Source organism: Pseudomonas sp. IT-P74, from assembly GCF_949768175.1.
In the GTDB taxonomy this organism is placed as follows: domain Bacteria; phylum Pseudomonadota; class Gammaproteobacteria; order Pseudomonadales; family Pseudomonadaceae; genus Aquipseudomonas.
This window is the reverse complement of record NZ_CATKQD010000011.1, coordinates 368,884-386,826: the sequence shown is the minus strand read 5'-3', so window position 1 is coordinate 386,826 and position 17,943 is coordinate 368,884. Positions and strand designations below refer to the sequence as shown.

Annotated in this window: 18 protein-coding genes and 1 pseudogene; 16 read left to right on the top strand and 3 right to left on the bottom strand. The window is 61.8% G+C overall.

Annotated elements, in window-relative coordinates; translation table 11 throughout:
• Nucleotides 1-33: 33 nt before the first annotated feature.
• Nucleotides 34-1,155, top strand: a complete 1,122-nt coding sequence (locus ACM6J5_RS10850) for an LLM class flavin-dependent oxidoreductase (RefSeq protein ID WP_095944346.1) — start codon at nucleotides 34-36, stop codon at nucleotides 1,153-1,155.
• Nucleotides 1,156-1,376: 221 nt separating this feature from the next.
• Here ACM6J5_RS10850 and ACM6J5_RS10845 read toward each other — a convergent pair.
• Nucleotides 1,377-1,454: pseudogene (locus ACM6J5_RS10845) on the bottom strand (outer membrane lipoprotein carrier protein LolA); the annotation flags it as partial.
• A gap of 390 nt (nucleotides 1,455-1,844) precedes the next feature.
• On the opposite strand from ACM6J5_RS10845, the gene ACM6J5_RS10840 reads away from it, so the two are divergent.
• The 12 genes from ACM6J5_RS10840 to ACM6J5_RS10785 all read left to right on the top strand — a co-directional run bounded on the left by ACM6J5_RS10840 (nucleotide 1,845) and on the right by ACM6J5_RS10785 (nucleotide 13,028).
• Nucleotides 1,845-2,138, top strand: coding sequence for a DUF6124 family protein (locus ACM6J5_RS10840; RefSeq protein ID WP_095944347.1), 294 nt, complete (start codon nucleotides 1,845-1,847; stop codon nucleotides 2,136-2,138).
• A gap of 259 nt (nucleotides 2,139-2,397) precedes the next feature.
• Nucleotides 2,398-3,288, top strand: coding sequence for a VOC family protein (locus ACM6J5_RS10835; RefSeq protein ID WP_150673464.1), 891 nt, complete (start codon nucleotides 2,398-2,400; stop codon nucleotides 3,286-3,288).
• A gap of 11 nt (nucleotides 3,289-3,299) precedes the next feature.
• Complete coding sequence (locus ACM6J5_RS10830; protein ID WP_414928476.1) at nucleotides 3,300-4,181, top strand: CoA transferase subunit A; 882 nt, start codon at nucleotides 3,300-3,302, stop codon at nucleotides 4,179-4,181.
• An 11-nt stretch (nucleotides 4,182-4,192) separates the two neighbouring features.
• Nucleotides 4,193-4,981, top strand: coding sequence for a CoA-transferase subunit beta (locus tag ACM6J5_RS10825; protein ID WP_414928475.1), 789 nt, complete (start codon nucleotides 4,193-4,195; stop codon nucleotides 4,979-4,981).
• A gap of 23 nt (nucleotides 4,982-5,004) precedes the next feature.
• Nucleotides 5,005-5,877, top strand: coding sequence for an enoyl-CoA hydratase (locus tag ACM6J5_RS10820; protein WP_414928474.1), 873 nt, complete (start codon nucleotides 5,005-5,007; stop codon nucleotides 5,875-5,877).
• Nucleotides 5,878-5,879: 2 nt separating this feature from the next.
• Complete coding sequence (locus ACM6J5_RS10815; protein WP_414928473.1) at nucleotides 5,880-6,947, top strand: NAD(P)H-dependent flavin oxidoreductase; 1,068 nt, start codon at nucleotides 5,880-5,882, stop codon at nucleotides 6,945-6,947.
• An 11-nt stretch (nucleotides 6,948-6,958) separates the two neighbouring features.
• Nucleotides 6,959-7,714 carry an enoyl-CoA hydratase family protein gene (locus tag ACM6J5_RS10810; protein WP_414928472.1) on the top strand — a complete coding sequence of 252 codons (756 nt, stop codon included), beginning with the start codon at nucleotides 6,959-6,961 and terminating at the stop codon, nucleotides 7,712-7,714.
• Nucleotides 7,715-7,724: 10 nt separating this feature from the next.
• Nucleotides 7,725-8,891 (top strand): acyl-CoA dehydrogenase family protein, encoded by a 1,167-nt coding sequence (locus tag ACM6J5_RS10805; protein WP_095944354.1) that lies wholly within the window; start codon nucleotides 7,725-7,727, stop codon nucleotides 8,889-8,891.
• 10 nt (nucleotides 8,892-8,901) lie between these two features.
• The gene (locus ACM6J5_RS10800; protein WP_414928471.1) at nucleotides 8,902-9,957 is read left to right on the top strand and encodes an acyl-CoA dehydrogenase family protein; all 1,056 of its coding nucleotides are present in this window, start codon (nucleotides 8,902-8,904) and stop codon (nucleotides 9,955-9,957) included.
• A 168-nt stretch (nucleotides 9,958-10,125) separates the two neighbouring features.
• The gene (locus ACM6J5_RS10795; RefSeq protein ID WP_150673469.1) at nucleotides 10,126-11,274 is read left to right on the top strand and encodes an acetyl-CoA C-acetyltransferase; all 1,149 of its coding nucleotides are present in this window, start codon (nucleotides 10,126-10,128) and stop codon (nucleotides 11,272-11,274) included.
• Nucleotides 11,275-11,437: 163 nt separating this feature from the next.
• A complete protein-coding gene (locus ACM6J5_RS10790; protein WP_095944357.1) occupies nucleotides 11,438-12,313 on the top strand; it encodes an SDR family oxidoreductase in 876 nt (291 codons plus the stop codon).
• A 205-nt stretch (nucleotides 12,314-12,518) separates the two neighbouring features.
• Nucleotides 12,519-13,028 carry a DUF1993 family protein gene (locus ACM6J5_RS10785; protein ID WP_095944358.1) on the top strand — a complete coding sequence of 170 codons (510 nt, stop codon included), beginning with the start codon at nucleotides 12,519-12,521 and terminating at the stop codon, nucleotides 13,026-13,028.
• Nucleotides 13,029-13,153: 125 nt separating this feature from the next.
• Here the strand turns inward: ACM6J5_RS10785 and sstT are convergent, their stop codons facing one another.
• The gene (gene sstT, locus ACM6J5_RS10780; RefSeq protein WP_095944359.1) at nucleotides 13,154-14,386 is read right to left on the bottom strand and encodes a serine/threonine transporter SstT; all 1,233 of its coding nucleotides are present in this window, start codon (nucleotides 14,384-14,386) and stop codon (nucleotides 13,154-13,156) included.
• Between the two features lie 317 nt (nucleotides 14,387-14,703).
• Between sstT and ACM6J5_RS10775 the strand changes: the two genes are divergently transcribed.
• Nucleotides 14,704-15,864 carry an MFS transporter gene (locus ACM6J5_RS10775; protein WP_095944360.1) on the top strand — a complete coding sequence of 387 codons (1,161 nt, stop codon included), beginning with the start codon at nucleotides 14,704-14,706 and terminating at the stop codon, nucleotides 15,862-15,864.
• On the opposite strand, the gene nhaR is transcribed toward ACM6J5_RS10775, so the two are convergent.
• Nucleotides 15,851-16,750 (bottom strand): transcriptional activator NhaR, encoded by a 900-nt coding sequence (nhaR, locus tag ACM6J5_RS10770; protein WP_095944361.1) that lies wholly within the window; start codon nucleotides 16,748-16,750, stop codon nucleotides 15,851-15,853. The two genes, ACM6J5_RS10775 and nhaR, sit on opposite strands and share 14 nt — an antisense overlap.
• A 135-nt stretch (nucleotides 16,751-16,885) precedes the next feature.
• Here nhaR and ACM6J5_RS10765 point away from each other — a divergent pair, with 135 nt between their 5' ends.
• Both ACM6J5_RS10765 and ACM6J5_RS10760 read left to right on the top strand, forming a co-directional pair.
• A complete protein-coding gene (locus tag ACM6J5_RS10765) occupies nucleotides 16,886-17,128 on the top strand; it encodes a hypothetical protein (protein WP_008048837.1) in 243 nt (80 codons plus the stop codon).
• Nucleotides 17,129-17,157: 29 nt separating this feature from the next.
• On the top strand, nucleotides 17,158-17,907 hold the full coding sequence (locus tag ACM6J5_RS10760; RefSeq protein ID WP_095944362.1) for a TerC family protein: 750 nt from the start codon (nucleotides 17,158-17,160) through the stop codon (nucleotides 17,905-17,907).
• Nucleotides 17,908-17,943: the final 36 nt, after the last annotated feature.

Sequence of the window (17,943 nt, the reverse complement as noted above, 5' to 3'; positions counted from 1 at the left end):
GACTGCGCATCCAAATAAGCACAAGGATCAACCATGAAATTTTCCCTGATTTACGAAGCCCAGACGGTGGACTCCAGCCGCGAAGGCGACCGCAAGATTTTCGAAGACACCGTCGAGCAGGCCGTGCTCGCCGACAAGCTCGGCTTCGACACCTTCTGGTGCGTGGAACACACCGCGCTGAGCAACTACTCGCACATGTCCGCGCCGGAAACCATGCTGGCGTTCGTGGCCGGTAAAACCGAACGCATCGGCATCGGCCACGGCGTGGTCTGTCTGCCGCCGGCGATGAACCACCCGGTGAAAGTCGCCGAGCGCATCGCCACCCTCGACCTGTTGTCCAAGGGCCGTGTGCACTTCGGCGTGGGCAAGGGCGGCACTCAGCAGGAAGCCGGCACCTTCGGCTACGACCTGGCGACCTTGCAGCCGCAGATCGACGAGATGATGTACCTGATTCCGAAAATGTTCGTGCAGGACGAGATCGAGCACAACGGCGACTTCGTGCAGATCCCCAAGCGCCCGATCCATCCAAAGCCGTACCAGGATCCGCACCCGCCGATGTACCTGGCATGCACCAACACCGAGTCGCTGAAAAATGCCGGCGGTCGTGGCATGGGCGCGCTGGTGCTGGGCTTCGGTGGCCCGGAAGAGATCGCCAAGAAGGTCGAGGTGTATCACACGGCCTACGACAACCGTGACGAGAAGAAGCAAGTGGGCTTCCGCCCTAACCGTCACATCGCCGCGCTGTGCCCGGCCATCGTGCTGGAAGATAACGAAGAAGCGCGCCGCATCGGTATCCGTGGCCAGCGTTACTTCATGGAATCCCTGGGCTACTGGTACGGCGGTGGCGAGCGTCCGGACCCGGAGAAGTGGAAGGACGACACCTTCGTCGACGGCAACGGCCAGAGCGTAATCAAGTCGCGCTTTGCCTCGGAAGAAGTCAGCGTCGACTTCTCCGACCCGACCATGGCCATGATGAACCCGAACCATGCTTACGGCACCGTCGAGGATTGCATCGGCTACGTGCAGCGCTTGATCGATGCCGGCGCCGACGAAATCCTGTTCATCTGCCAGATGGGCACCGTGCCGCAGTGGGCGCAGCTGGAGACTTTGAAGAACATTGGCGAGAAGGTGATTCCGCACTTCCGTAAGGGTTGATGCGGGTCAAACCTCGCAACCCCTGTGGGAGCCAGCCTGCTGGCGATAGCGGTCTTACATTCAACATCCATGTTGTCTGACACACCGCCATCGCCAGCAGGCTGGCTCCCACAGTTTGATCGCATTTCAGGCCTGGCATGGACGTCAGGCCCACTTTCCAACGGGTCCCCAAGGCCCGTTTTTTTATGCCTGCCGAATAAGATTGAACACCGCATACCCCTTGTAGGAGCGAGCCTGCTCGCGATGAACCGGAGAGCGCCGCGGGGTGTCAGGTTTCCAGCGTTATCGTTGACGACCATCGCGAGCAGGCTCGCTCCTACAGGTTTTTGGCCTATAGATAGCGCCTGTTTAACGGCTGTCAGTGTTACTTGATGAAAGCTACAACGCCTTGCGTCGTTGCCTACAGGTACGCCAGAATCCGCCGGCTTGTGCGCCCTGGACCCCCTCGGTAACTTGATTCGCGTCACTGCTCATCAGTGATCGGGTTTAGTCGCCCGTTGTGACACGAAGCGCATTTGCATCCCAAACAGTCAGGCCATTTCATGCCCTGCACTTCATGGTAGCTGTGCGCAGGGCGCCTTCGGGCGCGCCGGTTTCGTGCTCCGCCGGTCGACTAACCTGCGTACAGCTGCCACCCCTCTTGTTTAGTCGCAAGTAGGTGACGGCTCCACATTTTGGAGCATTCAACTATGGTCAAACCTTCACCTAATCCGCCGGAAACCGAGCGCATCCCCTCAAACGCCGACATCCGCGCCACCCCTCGAACAATCAGTACGCTGTTCATCGTCGACCCCGGGGCCACGACCGAAACCCTGGTGGTCTATCTGGTCGAGACGCTGGCCTCGGTGGATGTGATGGTTCATTACCTGGTCGATCATCTGGAAGGTTCATCGCGCAATGTCCTGCCAGGCATTTCAAACAGCGTGATGCTGGCCGAAATCACGGCAAACCGCGTGCTGGACCAAATCGAACCAGCCGCATAAACCCGCCATACCACTGCCCCCTGTGGGAGCTAGCCTGCTGGCGATAGCGGCCTGACATTCAACATCCATGTTGCCTGACACACCGCTATCGCCAGCAGGCTGGCTCCCACAGGTTTTTTTGCATCAAAAGCCATCATTTCCGCTAGTCCCATTGGACGATGTTGCCCCTCGCCGAACCCGTTTGAATAGGCCCTACATAAAGTCTCCCCCGGCACCAGCCGAAGGGCGACACCGCCTGAGAAAAACGAGGAGTGCATCCATGGATATCCGTGGTCTGGGTTACGTCACCCTGCTGTCCAGCGACCTGGCGCAATGGCGCCACTACGCAAGCCAGGTGTTGGGCATGATGGTCAGCGGCGATGATGAGCGTCTGTACCTGAAAATGGACGAACGTCATTACCGCATCCTCGTGCAGAAGAATGCCGAAAACAGCTTCGGTGCCTGCGGCTGGGAAGTGGCCGGCAAGGCGGCGCTGGAACAGGCGGTCAGCGAGTTGCAACAGGCCGACGTGCAAGTGACCCGTGGCACAGCGGCCGAGGCCGAGCTGCGCAAGGTCCAGGAGTTGGTGCACTTCAGCGACCCGGATGGCAATCGCCACGAAATTTTCTGGGGCCCGCTGCAGGACTTCGCCCGTTTCGTTTCGCCGGTTGGCGTCAAAGGGTTCGTTACCAACGACCTCGGCATGGGCCACGTTGTATTGCCAGCCCCGGCCTTCGAACGCTGCCGCGATTTCTACGAACAGGTGATGGGTTTCGGCCTGTCGGACCTGATGAAAGTCCGCTTCACCCCGGACCCGGCCGAGCCGCAAAAACGCATCCACTTCCTGCACTGCAACAACGGCCGCCACCACTCGCTGGCGATTTTCGAGTGCCCGATGCCCCACGGTTGCGTGCACATGATGGTCGAGGTCAACGCGCTGGACGAAGTCGGCCGCGCCCTGGATCGCGTCCACGCCAATGGCGTGAAGCTGTCGGCCACCCTCGGCCAGCACACCAACGACCAGATGATTTCTTTCTATATCAAGACCCCGTCCGGGTTTGACCTGGAGTACGGCTGCGATGGCCTGGTGGTCGACTGGGATCGCCACACGCCGTTCGAAAGCACCGTGGTCAGCCACTGGGGCCACGACTTCAGTGTCGGTCGCCAATGAGGAACAAGACGATGGACAAGCAAATGAGCACCGCCGAGATCGTCGGCCAACTGCGTGACGGCATGACCATCGGTATCGGTGGCTGGGGTCCGCGTCGCAAGCCAATGGCGCTGGTGCGCGAGATTCTGCGCTCGGACCTCAAGGACCTGACCGTGGTCGCCTACGGTGGTGCCGATGTCGGCATGCTCTGTGCCGCCGGCAAGATCAAGAAACTGATATTCGCCTTCGTGTCCCTGGATTTCATTCCGCTGGAGCCGTACTTCCGCAAGGTGCGCCAGGAAGCGGCGCTGGAAGTGATGGAGATCGATGAAGGCATGCTGCTGCTCGGCCTGCGGGCGGCGGCGATGAATGTGCCGTTCACTCCGACCGCCGTGGGCCTGGGCACTGACGTGCTGCGCCACAACCGCCAGATCAAGTTGATTGCCTCGCCGTACGCCGATGGCAAGGATTGGGTGGCCATGCCGGCGCTCAAGCTCGACGCGGCGCTGGTGCATGTCGACCGCGCCGACAAACGCGGCGTGTGCCAGATCAGCGGTCCGGATCACTACATGGACGACCTGTTCGTACGTGCCGCGACCCACAGCTACGTAACCTGCGATGAGCTGGTCGACAGCGACTACTTCCATCAGGACAGTGCCCACGTCCACCAAGTGTTCTGGGAACGCAACCTGACCACCGCCGTGGCCCACGTGCCGGGCGGGGCGCATCCGTCGTCCTGCGCGCCGCTGTACGGTTTCGATGTCGCGCACTTCAAGGCCTACAACGCCACGGTCCAGGCGGCCGATGGCTGGCAGGGCTATGTCCGCGACTACGTCGACTGCACCCACGAACAGTATCTGGAAAAGGTTGGCGGCCTGGCTGCGATCCGTGAACTGCCGTTGCCGATTTTCTAAGGAGCCTTTCGATGAGCACTACTGATTACAGCCTCGCTGAGTTGATGATCTGCGCGGCCTGCGAAGCCTGGCGCGAAGACGGCGAAGTATTGGCCTCTGGCATCGGCGTGATCCCGCGTCTGGCCGCGTCCTTGGCCATGCTGACCAGCAACCCGCAGCTGCTGATGACCGATTCCGAAGCCTACATGGTTGCCGAGCCGGTGCCCTTGGGCGCGCGCAAAGGCTATGAACCCAAGCGCGACAGCTGGATGGGTTTCTCGCGGATTTTCGACAACGTCTGGGGCGGCAAGCGCCATGCCCTGGTCGGCCCGACCCAGATCGACCGTTACGGTCAGGCCAACATTTCCTGCATCGGCGACTACGCCAAACCCAAGGCGCAGATGCTCGGTGTGCGCGGTTTTCCCGGCAACTCGATCAGCCACGCCAACTCGTTTTGCGTGCCGAGCCATAACCGTCGGGTGTTCGTCGAAGGCGAGGTCGATATGGTCGCCTCGGTCGGCTACAACCCGGCCCGCCTGGCTCGGGGCTGGTCGCTGGACGACATCGATATCCGCCTGATCATCACCGACCTCTGCGTCCTGGATTTCCAGGGCCCGCAGCGGCAGATGCGCATCCGCTCACTGCACCCCGGCGTGACGGCGGCGCAAGTCCAGGACAACACCGGCTTCGAACTGCACGTGCCGGACGACTGCCCGATCACGGCAGCACCGACGGCCGAGCAGTTGCAGCTGATCCAGCGTCTGGACCCGCACAACCTGCGCGCCCTGCAACTCAAAGACAACCCGCCAGGCCAACGCTGAGCAACGCGTTGCGGAGAAAAGTGATGGCTGAAGATAACGATAACAATCAGGCCGAGGTGGTGCTGTACGAGGTGCGTGGCGCGGTGGCCCTGGTCACCATGAACCGCCCCGAGTTCCACAACGCGCAGAACTCGCAGATGACCTATGCGCTGGACGCGGCGTTTCGCCGGGCCTGCGATGACGATGAAGTGAAGGTCATTGTGCTGCGTGGCGCCGGCAAGCATTTCTCCGCCGGGCATGACATCGGCACCCCGGGCCGCGACGTCGACAAGACCTTCGACCGCGTCAGCCTGTGGTACGACCATGTAAACAAACCGGGCGGCGAGTTTCTCTATGCCCGGGAGCATGAAGTTTATCTGGGCATGTGCCGCCGCTGGCGCGAAATCCCTAAGCCGACCATCGCCATGGTCCAGGGCGCGTGCATTGCCGGTGGGCTGATGCTGGCCTGGGTCTGCGACCTGATCGTCGCCAGCGAGGATGCCTACTTCGCCGATCCAGTGGTGCGCATGGGCATTCCCGGGGTCGAGTATTTCGCCCATGTGCATGAACTCAATCCGCGTATCGCCAAGGAATTCCTGTTCCTTGGCGAGCGCATGCCGGCACCGCGTGCCTATCAGATGGGCATGCTCAACCGGGTAGTCGCTCGCGACGAGCTGGAGCAACAGACCCTGGACATCGCCGGGCGCATCGCCCAGATGCCGCGCCTGGGCCTGCAACTGAGCAAGCAAGCGGTGAACAACGCCGAAGACCTGATGGGCAAGCGCGCGACCATGGACATGGTGTTCGGCCTGCATCACTTCGCCCATGCCCACAATGAACTGGTGTCCGGCGACCGTCTCGGCGGCTACGACGCCAAGGCCATGGCCAGTTCCCAGCGCAAAACGGGCGAGGCGTGAACATGGCGATCTCGTTGAATACCCGTTTAACACAACTGCTCGGATGCCGTTATCCGATCATCCAGACCGCCATGGGCTGGGTCGCCGACCCGAAACTGGTGGCGGCCACGGGCAATGCCGGTGGCTTCGGTTTTCTCGCCGGGGCGACCATCGAACCGCAGCAGATGGAAGCGGCGATTATCGAAACCCGACGCCTGACCGATCAGCCGTTCGGGGTGAACTTCCACATGTACCAGGCCAATGCCGGCGAGATCGTCGAGCTGGTGTTGCGCCACCAAGTCCGGGCGGTCAGCTACAGCCGTTCGCCGGGCAAGCAAATGATCAGCCGCCTGAAGGATGCCGGGGTGGTGTGTATTCCTACCGTGGGCGCGCTCAAGCATGCGCAGAAAGCCGTGGAAATGGGCGCCGATGCGGTAACCGTGCAGGGCGGCGAGGGCGGTGGTCACACCGGGTCCGTGCCGACTTCGTTGTTGCTCGATCAAGTGGTCAATGCCGTGTCGGTGCCCGTGGTGGCGGCCGGTGGTTTCAAGGATGGCAAGGGGCTGGTCTCGGCCTTGGCCTATGGCGCGGAAGGCATCGCCATGGGCACGCGTTTCCTGATGTGCGCCGACAGCCCGGTGCCCCAGGCGACCCTGGCCCGATACCTGGCGGTCAAGGACCCGGCGGCGATCATCATCAGCCGCGCCATCGACGGCATGCCGCAACGGATGATCCGCAACGAATTGCTCAACCAGCTGGAAAACAGCGGCGGCCTCAAGCACCTGTTGCTGGCCTTGCAAAGTGGCCTGGCCTACCGCCGCCACACCGGCATGAGCCTGACCCAACTGCTGACCAGCGCGCTGAAGATGCGCGGTGCCGGAGAGTTGACCGCCGCGCAAAGCATCATGGCCGCCAACGCACCGATGGTGATCCAGAAAGCCATGGTCGACGGGCAGCCGGCTGCCGGCGTGTTGCCTGCCGGGCAGATCGCCGCCTCCATCGACAGCTTGCCCAGCTGCGCCCAATTGATTGAACAGATCGTCCGCGACGCCGAAACGCGCCTGGGCGAGCTGTGCCGCCGTGTGTCGTGAAGGGGAAAGGCATGAAACCATTTAGCGTGAGTATTGATAGCGGCATTGCAGAATTGGTGTTCGACCGGCCACCGGTCAATGCCTTCAGCAGTCAGGGCTGGGCCGATATCGCCAGCGAGATCGAGGGCCTGGGCCGCAACAGCGAGGTGCGGGTGATCGTGATCCGTGCCGAAGGTCGCGGCTTCTGCGCCGGGGTCGATATCAAGGAACTGGCCGCCGACGGCAACCTGATCGTCGCGGTGAACAAGGGCAACTACGACAGCTTCAAGGCCATCCACCGCAACCCGAAACCGGTGATCGTGGCCGTGCACGGCTTCGTATTGGGCGGCGGCATCGGCATCTGCGGCGCCGCCGACATCATTGTCGCGTCCGAGTGCGCCACCTTCGGCGTGCCGGAAGTGGATCGCGGGGCCATGGGCGGCGGTGCGCATTTGCAGCGCCTGTTCCCGGTGCAGAAAGTCCGCCACATGTACTTCACCGGCGAGGCCATCGACGCCGCCGAGGCTTACCGCCTGGGTGCGGTGGAGCGGGTGGTCAAGCGCGAAGACCTGCGTGAAGCCGCGTTGCAGATCGCCCGCACCATCGCCGCCAAGAGCCCCGGCATGATCAGCCTGGCCAAGGAGGCGTTGAGCGGCATCGAAGACGGCAATCTGGAAGACAAATACCGCTGGGAGCAGGGCTTCACCCTCGAAGCCTACCGCTCACTGGACTCTCAGGAAGCACGCGACTCGTTCGTCGAGAAACGCGATGCCCGATTCAACGGCTGAAGGCATATCCATGGACCTGACCTATACCCCGGCCCAGCAGGCTTTTCGTGCCGAGGCACGGACCTGGCTGGCGGCCAATGTACCGAGTGAACCGCTGCAATCGTTCGACACCGAACAGGGCTTTGCCGAGCACCGCGCCTGGGAAGCCAGGCTCAATGAAGGCCGTTGGGGCATGGTCACCTGGCCGACCGAACTTGGCGGGCGCGGCTGCGACCTGATCGAGTGGCTGATTTTCGAAGAGGAATACTACCGCTCCGGAGCGCCGGCACGGGTCAACCAGAACGGCATTTTCCTGCTCGGCCCGACCCTGATGGAGTACGGCAGCGCTGAACAAAAGGCACGCTTTCTGCCGCGCATGGCCACCGGCGAAGACATCTGGGCCCAGGCCTGGTCCGAGCCGGGCGCCGGTTCCGACATGGCGGCGATCCGTTCCAAGGCAGAGCGGGTGGGCGATCACTACGTGATCAACGGCCAGAAGACCTGGTCGACCCGCGCGGTGTGGGCCGATTGGGCGTTCGGCATTTTCCGGACCGACTCGCAGTCCCAGCGTCACCACGGGCTGACCTTCATCCTGCTGCCGCTGGACACGCCGGGCATTACCGTGCGGCCGATTCCGCAGCTCAACGGCTTGCCGGGTTTCGCCGAAATTTTCTTCGACGACGTCAAGGTGCCGGTGGAAAACGCCCTCGGTGGCGAAGGCATGGGCTGGCACGTGGCGATGTCCACTGCCGGGTTCGAGCGTGGTTTGTTGCTGCGTTCTCCGGCGCGCTTCCAGGAAACCGCCAAGCGCCTGGTGCAGTTGTACCTGGCCAATCGTGAGCAGGCCGACCGCGACCCGGCCATCGTTGAAGCGGTGATGCGCGCCTGGCTCGATGCCGAGGCCTACACCCTGAGCACCTACATGACCGCTTCGCAACTGGTGCAGGGCGGCAAGATCGGGCCGGAGTCGTCGACCAACAAGATCTTCTGGTCCGAACTCGACCAGCGCATGCACGACACCGCCATGAGCATTCTTGGCCTGCGCGGCGAACTGCTGCCGCAAGCCCCGGCCGCTGGTGACGTCGGCCATTGGCTGGAAGGTTTCCTGTTTGCCCAGGCCGGGCCGATCTACGCCGGCACCAACGAGATCCAGCGCAACATCATTGCCGAACGCATGCTCGGCATGCCGCGTGCCTGAGGAATAGACCATGGACTTTAGTTTCAGCCGCGACCAACTGCTGTTTCAGGACAACGTCCGCAGCTTTCTGATCAACGAAGTCACCCCGGAACGCATCCGCGAACTGTGGCAGAGCGACAGCGGGCGCAGTGATCAGCTCTGGGCGCAATTGGTGGAACTGGGCCTGACCGCCCTGACCGTGCCCGAGGCGCAGGACGGCATGGGCATGAATGAGCTGGACGTCGTGCTGATCGCCCAGGAATGCGGTTACGCCGGGCTGCCCGAACCGCTGGTGGACACCATGCTGATCGGCGTACCGATGCTCGCCGCTCTCGATGAGCAACACGCGCCACTCAAACAAAAATGGCTGTCGCGAGTGGCCGAGGGCCGTGCGCGTCTCGCGGTTGCCGAGCCGGGTAATCCGCTGGTCAGCGATGCCCATGTCGCCGATCTGCTGTTGCTGGCCCATGGCGATGAGGTGCATGCGCTGGAGCGTGATGCCGTGCGCCTGACCCGCAACGAGTCGGTCGATCCGAGCCGTCAATTGTTCCAGGTCGAGTGGACGCCAACTCCCGCCACTTGCGTTGCCTGCGGTGAGCAGGGCCGACGCTTGTGGACGGCCACGTTCAACCGTGGCGCCCTCGCCAGTGCCGCGCAATTGCTCGGGCTGGCCAAACGCATGGTCGACCTGGCGGTGGACTACACCTTCGAGCGCAAACAGTTCGGTAAACCGGTGGGCTCGTTCCAGGCGGTCAAGCACTTGATGGCCAACGTCGCGGTGCAGATCGAGTTCGCCAAAGGCCCGCTGTACCGCGCCGCTTATGCGCTGGCCGAGCAGCAGCCGGGGCAGGACGTGCTGGTGTCCCACGCCAAGCTGGCGACGGCGGAAGCGGCGATGCTCGCGGCGAAGAACAGCATCCAGGCCCATGGCGCCATGGGTTACACCTGGGAAGTCGACTTGCATCTGTTCATGAAACGCGCCTGGGCCCTGGACAAGGTCTGGGGTGATCGCGGGTATCACAAAGGGCGAATTCGCGCGGCGCTGTTTGACGGCAAGCTCGCGCTGGGAGCGGGTAGTACGTTCTAACCAGTCATTAAGGGTGACTATATCCCTGTGGGAGCGAGCCTGCTCGCGAAGAGGCCGGCACATTCACTATTCATGTTGCCTGATACACCGCCTTCGCGAGCAGGCTCGCTCCCACAGGATTTTCGGCACTTTCAATACCAGATTTCAATTTCTTCACCGAGGTAGACCATGCCTGAAGCTTATATCGTCGACGCCCTGCGCACGCCCACCGGGCGGCGCAAGGGTGGTCTGAGCCAGATCCACGCCGCCGACCTGGGCGCCCATGTGTTGCGCGCGCTGGTCGAGCGCAACGCCATTCCCGACGAGGATTACGACGACGTGATCTTCGGCTGTGTCGATACCATCGGCCCGCTGGCCGGTGACATCGCCCGCACCAGTTGGCTGGCGGCCGGCCTGTCGCAAGCGGTGCCGGGCACCACCATCGATCGCCAGTGCGGTTCGTCCCAGCAAGCGGTGCACTTCGCCGCCCAGGCGGTGATGAGCGGCACTCAGGACGTGGTCGTCGCCGGTGGTGTACAAACCATGACCCAGATCCCGATTTCCTCGGCGATGATCGCTGCCGAGCCCCTGGGCTTCACCGATCCGTTCAGCGGTTCTGAAGGCTGGGTGCGGCGCTATGGCGCGCAACCGCCGACCCAGTTCCGTTCGGCGCAGATGATTGCCGAAAAGTGGGGCTTGTCCCGGGCCCAGCTTGAAGCCTATTCGCTGGAGTCCCATCGACGTGCCTTGCAGGCCATCGAGCAAGGCCGTTTCAACCGCGAGATCGTGCCACTGGCCGGAGTGATGCATGACGAAACCCCGCGCCAGACCAGTCTGGAAAAAATGGCGGAGCTGGAATTCCTGTTCGGCTGTGACCGGGTGACCGCCGCGGTGTCGAGCCAGACCTGCGACGCGGCCAGCGCGATGCTGATCGTCTCGGAGGCGGCGCTCAAGCGTTACGGCCTGACGCCACGGGCACGCATTCATCACCTGAGCGTGCGCGCCGAAGACCCGATCTGGATGCTCACCGCGCCGATCCCGGCTACCGCTTACGCACTCAAGCGCGCCGGCATGAAGCTCGAAGACATCGACCGGGTGGAGATCAATGAAGCCTTCGCCTCGGTGGCCATGGCCTGGCTCAAAGAGACTGGTTATCCCCATGAACAAACCAACGTCAACGGCGGCGCGATTGCCCTTGGTCACCCATTAGGCGCCACCGGCACCCGCTTGATGTGCACCTTGCTGCATGAACTGGAACGCAGCGGCGGTCGCTTCGGTATGCAGACCATGTGCGAAGGCGGCGGGCAGGCCAACGTGACCATCATCGAACGCTTGTAACCCAGGATGCACACCGAGCCTGTGGGCGCGAGCCTGCTCGCGATGGACTCAAGAACGACGCGGTTATCCAGATACCCCCGCGTATTCGTTAACGACCATCGCGAGCAGGCTCGCTCCTACAGGGGATTGTGTCGACCCGTGATGAATTTGAAGGATGTAGAACATGAAAACCTGTGAAAACCGCGTGGTGATCATCACCGGTGCCGGCGGTGGTCTGGGCCGCGCCTACGCGCTGGCTTTCGCCGCCGAAGGCGCGAAAGTGGTGGTCAACGACATCAACCGCGAAGCGGCGCTGGCCGTGGTCGGTGAAATCCTCGGCCAGGGCGGCAGTGCCGTGGCCAACAGCGACGACATCACCCGCTATGACTCGGCGGGGCTGATCGTGCGCCAGGCCATCGAAACCTTCGGCGACCTGAACGTGGTGGTCAACAATGCCGGCATCTGCCGCGACCGCATGTTCGCCAGCCTCAGCGAAGCCGACTGGGATGCCGTGGTGGCCGTGCACCTCAAGGGCCACTTCTGCATTTCCAGCCACGCCGTGAAGTACTGGCGCGAGCAGGCCAAGGGCGGCGCCAAGGTCGATGCGCGGATCATCAACACCAGTTCCGGCGCCGGGTTGCAGGGTTCCATTGGTCAGTCCAACTACGCGGCGGCCAAGGGCGGTATTGCCTCGCTGACGTTGGTGCAGGCGGCTGAACTGCGCCGTTACGGGATCACCGCCAACGCCCTGGCACCGGCCGCGCGCACCGGGATGACCGAGCAAGTGTTCGCCGACACCATGAAAAAGCCTGAAGAGGGCTTCGATTACTTCGCCCCGGAAAACGTCGCGCCGCTGGTGGTGTGGTTGGGCTCCGAGGCTTCCGCCGAGGTGACCGGGCAGATGTTCGAAGTCGAGGGCGGCAAGTTGTCCATTGCCGACGGCTGGCGTCGTGGCCCGCAACTGGATCGCCAGGGCCGTTGGGCGGTCGGCGAGATGGGTGAGGCGATTGCGCAACTGATGACTCAGGCCGTTCCGGCGGCGAAGGTTTACGGCAGCTAAAAAAGTCCGGTCCGGGGAGGGGCGTGCATGGCTATAATCGGCCCACGCTCCAAAACCGACCACCTGTGGGAGCGAGCCTGCTCGCGATGGACGTTAACGATAACGCGTTGATTCTGGATAAACGCGTTGCGCTTGAGTCCATCGCGAGCAAGCTCGCTCCTACAGGTGGCCGACGTTTCCCTCCAGTCACCACACGAGACCTGTCATGACCATTTCCCTGTACGACGCTTCCATCCCTGTTTTCCAGCAAATGCTCAACGCCCTGAGCGATGTACTGAAGAAGGCCGAAGCCCACGCCACCGAAAAAAACATCGACCCTAACGCCTTCCTGCAAGCGCGCCTGTTCCCGGACATGTTCCCGCTGGTGCGTCAGGTGCAGATCGCCGTTGATTTCGCCAAAGGCATTTCTTCGCGTCTGGCCGAAGTCGAACTGCCGAAGTACGACGACACTGAAACCACCTTCGCCGAGCTGCAAGCACTGATCGCCAAGGTTCTGGCCTACATCGGCGAGTTCACGCCAGAGCAGATCAACGGCAAGGAAGGCATCGAGATCGTCACCCGTCCGGGCACGCCTAAAGAGAAGCGCTTCAGCGGCCAGTCCTACCTGCTGACCTACGGCCTGCCGCAGTTCTTCTTCCATGTCACCACCACTTACGCACTGCTGCGCCACAACGGCGTGGAAGTGGGCAAGCGCGACTACATGGGCGCGTTCTAAACCGGCCAGGTACTTGTAGGAGCGAGCTTGCTCGCGATGAGCCAGAGAACGCCGCGGGGTGTCAGGCTGCCAGCGTTATCGTTAACGTCCATCGCGAGCAAGCTCGCTCCTACAGCGGGTGAGTGTCAGGCCAGACGTTCGGCTTTCTGCTCTTCACCCAGGCAGGCCGCCGCGGTGAACAGCACGTCGGTGGAGGAGTTCAGCGCGGTTTCCGCCGAGTCCTGCAACACGCCGATGATGAAACCGACCGCCACCACCTGCATGGCGATTTCGCTCGGGATGCCGAACAGGCTGCACGCCAGCGGAATCAGCAACAGCGAACCACCGGCCACACCCGAGGCGCCGCAAGCGCAGATCGCCGCGACAACGCTCAACAGGATCGCGGTGGGGATGTCCACGGCGATACCGAGGGTGTGCACCGCCGCCAGGGTCAGCACGGTGATGGTGATTGCCGCGCCGGCCATGTTGATGGTCGCACCCAGCGGGATCGATACCGAGTAGGTGTCTTCGTGCAGGCCCAGTCGCTTGCTCAACTCCAGGTTGACCGGAATGTTCGCTGCCGAGCTGCGGGTGAAGAACGCCGTGATGCCACTTTCGCGCAGGCAGGTGAGCACCAGCGGGTATGGGTTGCGGCGCAGCTTCCAGAACACGATGAGCGGGTTCATCACCAGTGCCACGAACAGCATGCAGCCCAGCAGCACGGCCAGCAGGTGCGCGTAACCGATCAAGGCGCCGAAACCGGAAGTGGCCAGGGTCGAGGCCACCAGGCCGAAGATGCCTAGCGGTGCGAAGCGAATCACCACTCGCACGATCACAGTCACACCGTTGGACAGGTCGCCCAGTACTTCACGGGTGGTGTTGCCAGCATGGCGAATGGCAATGCCCATACCGATGGCCCAGGCCAGGATGCCGATGAAGTTGGCGTTCATCAAGGCACTGACCGGGTTGTCGACCACACTCAGCAACAGGCTTTGCAACACTTCGCCAATCCCGCCTGGCGCTGTGACCGCAACGTCCTGGGTCGACAGCACCAGGTTCGACGGGAACGTCATGCTGGCAACCACCGCGACCACGGCCGCGGCGAAAGTACCCAGCAGATACAGGAACAGAATCGGCCGGATATGGGTTTCCTGACCGTGCTTATGGTTGGCAATCGACGCCATGACCAGCACGAACACCAGAATCGGCGCGACGGCTTTGAGTGCCGAGACAAACACTTTGCCGATGAACGCCGTGGACTTCGCCATGTCGGGGGCAATCAGCGCCAGGGCAATACCGGCGATCAGGCCGATCACGATCTGTGTGACCAGGCTCAAGCGTTTAAGGCGGTGCAATAGAGAAGGGGATGAAGCAGTCATAAAACGGCATCTCTGATTTTTTATAAGTGCAAGGTTTCACCGCGCATGCAGCCCGCAGGAAACCGAAGAGGATCGTGACATCGACGCCAAAAATGGCCGACGAACACTGGGTGTACGTTTTACAGGGCGCGGACTTTATCACAGCGCAGGAACGATCTTTCAGACCTGTGACGAACTGCCACCCTGGCATTCAACGCGAATTGCAGGTTCGTGCAACCGCATCCGAAAACACTCTGTTAAGATTCGCCATCCTCATTTTCATGTCTGCCAGTGGGCCTTCGGGCTATCGCTGGTGTCGTCGTTTTCTGGAGTTCTGCATGCTGTTGCCCATTCTTCTGTTGTCTGCCGCCGGTTTCACGGTGCTGACCACGGAATTCGTCATCGTTGGCCTGTTGCCGGCCATCGCCCGGGATCTGGAGGTCAGCATCCCGCAGGCCGGCCTGCTGGTGACCCTGTTCGCCTTCACCGTGGCCGCGTTCGGGCCGTTCCTGACGGCGTATTTCGCCCGTTTCGAGCGCCGCAAGCTGTTCATCTCGGTGCTGATCATGTTTGGCCTGGCCAACACGCTCGCGGCGCTGGCGCCGAATATCTGGGTGATGGCGTTCGCCCGCTTGATCCCGGCGCTGGGGCTGCCGGTGTTCTGGGCCTTGGCCAGCGAAACGGCGGTGGACATCGTTGGGCCGGATTACGCCGGTCGCGCCATCGCCAAGATCGGCTTCGGCATCGTCTGCGCCACGGTGTTTGGCATTCCCGTAGGCACGCTGATTTCCGATGCGTTCGGCTGGCGCAGTGCCTTCGCGATTCTGGCGGTCATCGCCTTTGCCAAGGCGTTGTTGCTGTTTATCTATCTGCCCAGGACCCACCTGCACCAGCATCAGGTGAGCTTTCGCTCGCAGTTCAAGATCCTGCGCAGCCCGCTTATGCTCGGTCATGTGCTGCTGTCAGTGATTGTGTTCAGCGGCATGTTCACCGCCTACACCTATCTGGCGGACATTCTCGAGCGGCTGGCCGGCTTCAACGGCACCGTGGTCGGCTGGTGCTTGATGGGCTTTGGCGCGGTGGGGTTGATCGGCAACTCCCTGGGCGGCCGGGCGGTGGATCGTCATCCGCTGATGGCGTCGATGATGTTCTGTGCATTCATGATTGCCGGCCTGGTGGCGCTGGTGCCGAACATCCATTCGCCCCTCGGTCTGGCGGCGGCGATGGGCATCTGGGGTGTGACCCAGGCGGCGTTGTTCCTGGTCAGCCATGTGCGCCTGATGAAAGCAGCGCCCGAAGCGCCGGCCTTCGCCGCGTCGCTGAACATTGCCGGGGCCAACCTCGGTATTGGCTTGGGCGCGATGATCGGTGGTCGGGTGATCGACAGCGTCGGTCTGCAAGGCCTTGGCTTTGCAGCCGCCGCTTTCATTCTGGCGTCGATCCTGCTGGCCATCGCCCTGATGACCCTCAAGCCGCGCGAAGAAATCACAGCGCTGTAAACAGCTCGCGTCGGGCACCTTCGGTAATGGCGACAATGCCGGGGTGCTTGACCTTGCGTTCCACTGAGATGGCATAGAACGACTCGCTCACCGCGTCGGTCTGGCCAATCACCTCCACGCCATATTGGCGTTGCACTTCATCGGCAATCACGCTCGGGCCGATGAAGATCCCGCTGCCGGATTGGCCGAAGGCCTGCATCAGGGCGCTGTCGTCGAACTCTCCGACAATTTTTGGCTGGATCTGCTGCTCGGCGAACCAGCGTTGCAAACGGCTGCGCACCACGGTTTCCGGGCCGGGAATCAGCAGCGGCGCACCGTGCAGATTGCGCGGAAAGTCGCGACCGTAACGGGCCGCCAGCTCAGGGGTGGCGAAGAAGCTGATCCCGCACTCACCGAGTTTCTGGCTGTAGCCCTTGATGTCCAGGTGCGACGGCATCGGGCTGTCGGATATCACCAGGTCCAGGCGCTGGATCGCCAGGTCGGCCAACAAACGTTCAAGCTTGTCTTCGCGGCACGTGATGCGCAGCGGTTCGCTCAGTTCCATGGTCGGTGCGATCAGGCGATAGACAATGGACTTGGGCACTACGTCGGCCACACCGACGCGAAACAGGATCTGCTGTTCATTGGGCTGTGCCCGCAGCATCAGTTCCAGTTCGCCACCCAGCTGAAACATTTGTTCGGCGTAGGGCAGGGCCTGGCGGCCGGCCTCGGTCAGTTCGAGTTGACGTCCCACGCGCTGAAACAACTCGATGCCAAAAGTCTGTTCCAGTAATGAAATCTGCCCGCTGATGGTTTGTGGCGTGAGATTGAGCTGCTCGCAGGCGCGCACGATGCTGCCGGTCTTGGCCACCACCCAGAAGTAATGCAATTGCCGATAGTTGAGCATGATCTCTAACACTTCGTAAAAAACGAAGTATAACCGCTGAAAATACGAATTTTCCTGAAGTGTTTGCTTCCCTAGAATGCATCGCTATCAACGGGCCATCGTTTAGGTCCCGTTCGTTCTATCGAGGAAAGCATCATGAAGCTTAAAGCCACGGCACTGCTGATCACGTCTTTACTGGTACTGGCCGGTTGCGACCAGGCCGAGAAAAGCGCGCAACAATTGATGGGCAAGGCTGCCGAAAGCGCCAAACAGGCGATTGACGATACCCACAAGGCCGCCGAGCAAGCGCTCAGTGACGCCACCAGCGGGTTGATCAGCAAAAAAGAATCATCGGAAAAAGAATCGGAAAAAACCGAATCTTCCTCCCAGGAAATCTAAACCGTATTACAACGAGTCAGGACTGACCCATGGACTACCTTTTACAACTTGCCGCCAGCCCCACCGCCTGGGTCGCCCTTGCCACCCTGATCGTGATGGAGATCGTGCTCGGCATCGATAACCTGATCTTCATCTCGATCCTGACCAACAAGTTGCCCTTGCACAATCGCCAGCGCGCACGGCGCATTGGTATCGGTATGGCGTTGATCCTGCGTCTGGGCTTGCTGAGCACCATCGCGTTCATCGTGCAGTTGACTGCGCCGGTGATCGAGATCCTGGGCCACGCGTTTTCCTGGAAAGACATGATCCTGATTGCCGGTGGCCTGTTCCTGTTGTGGAAGGCGACCACCGAGATCCATCACAGCATGGACCCGGCGCCGGAAGATCCGAAGTCGGCGACCTCGACCGTGACCCTGGGCTTCGCTGCCGCGATCGGTCAGATCCTGATGCTGGACATGGTGTTCTCCATCGACAGCATCATTACCGCTGTCGGCATGACCGAGCATTTGCCGATCATGGTCATCGCGGTGGTGGTGTCGGTACTGGTGATGTTGCTGGCGGCTGATCCGCTGGCCAAGTTCATCAACGACAACCCGACGGTGGTGATGCTGGCCCTGGGCTTCCTGATCATGATCGGCATGACGCTGATTGCCGAAGGCTTTGGCGCCCATGTACCGAAAGGTTACGTCTATGCGGCCATGGCATTCTCGGCTGCGATCGAGGTGTTGAACATGATGTCCCGTCGGTCCAGGGAGAAGCGGGCAGCCACTGAGGCCTGACCCACGCTAAAGGAAACGGCCGCCTGAACTCGAAGG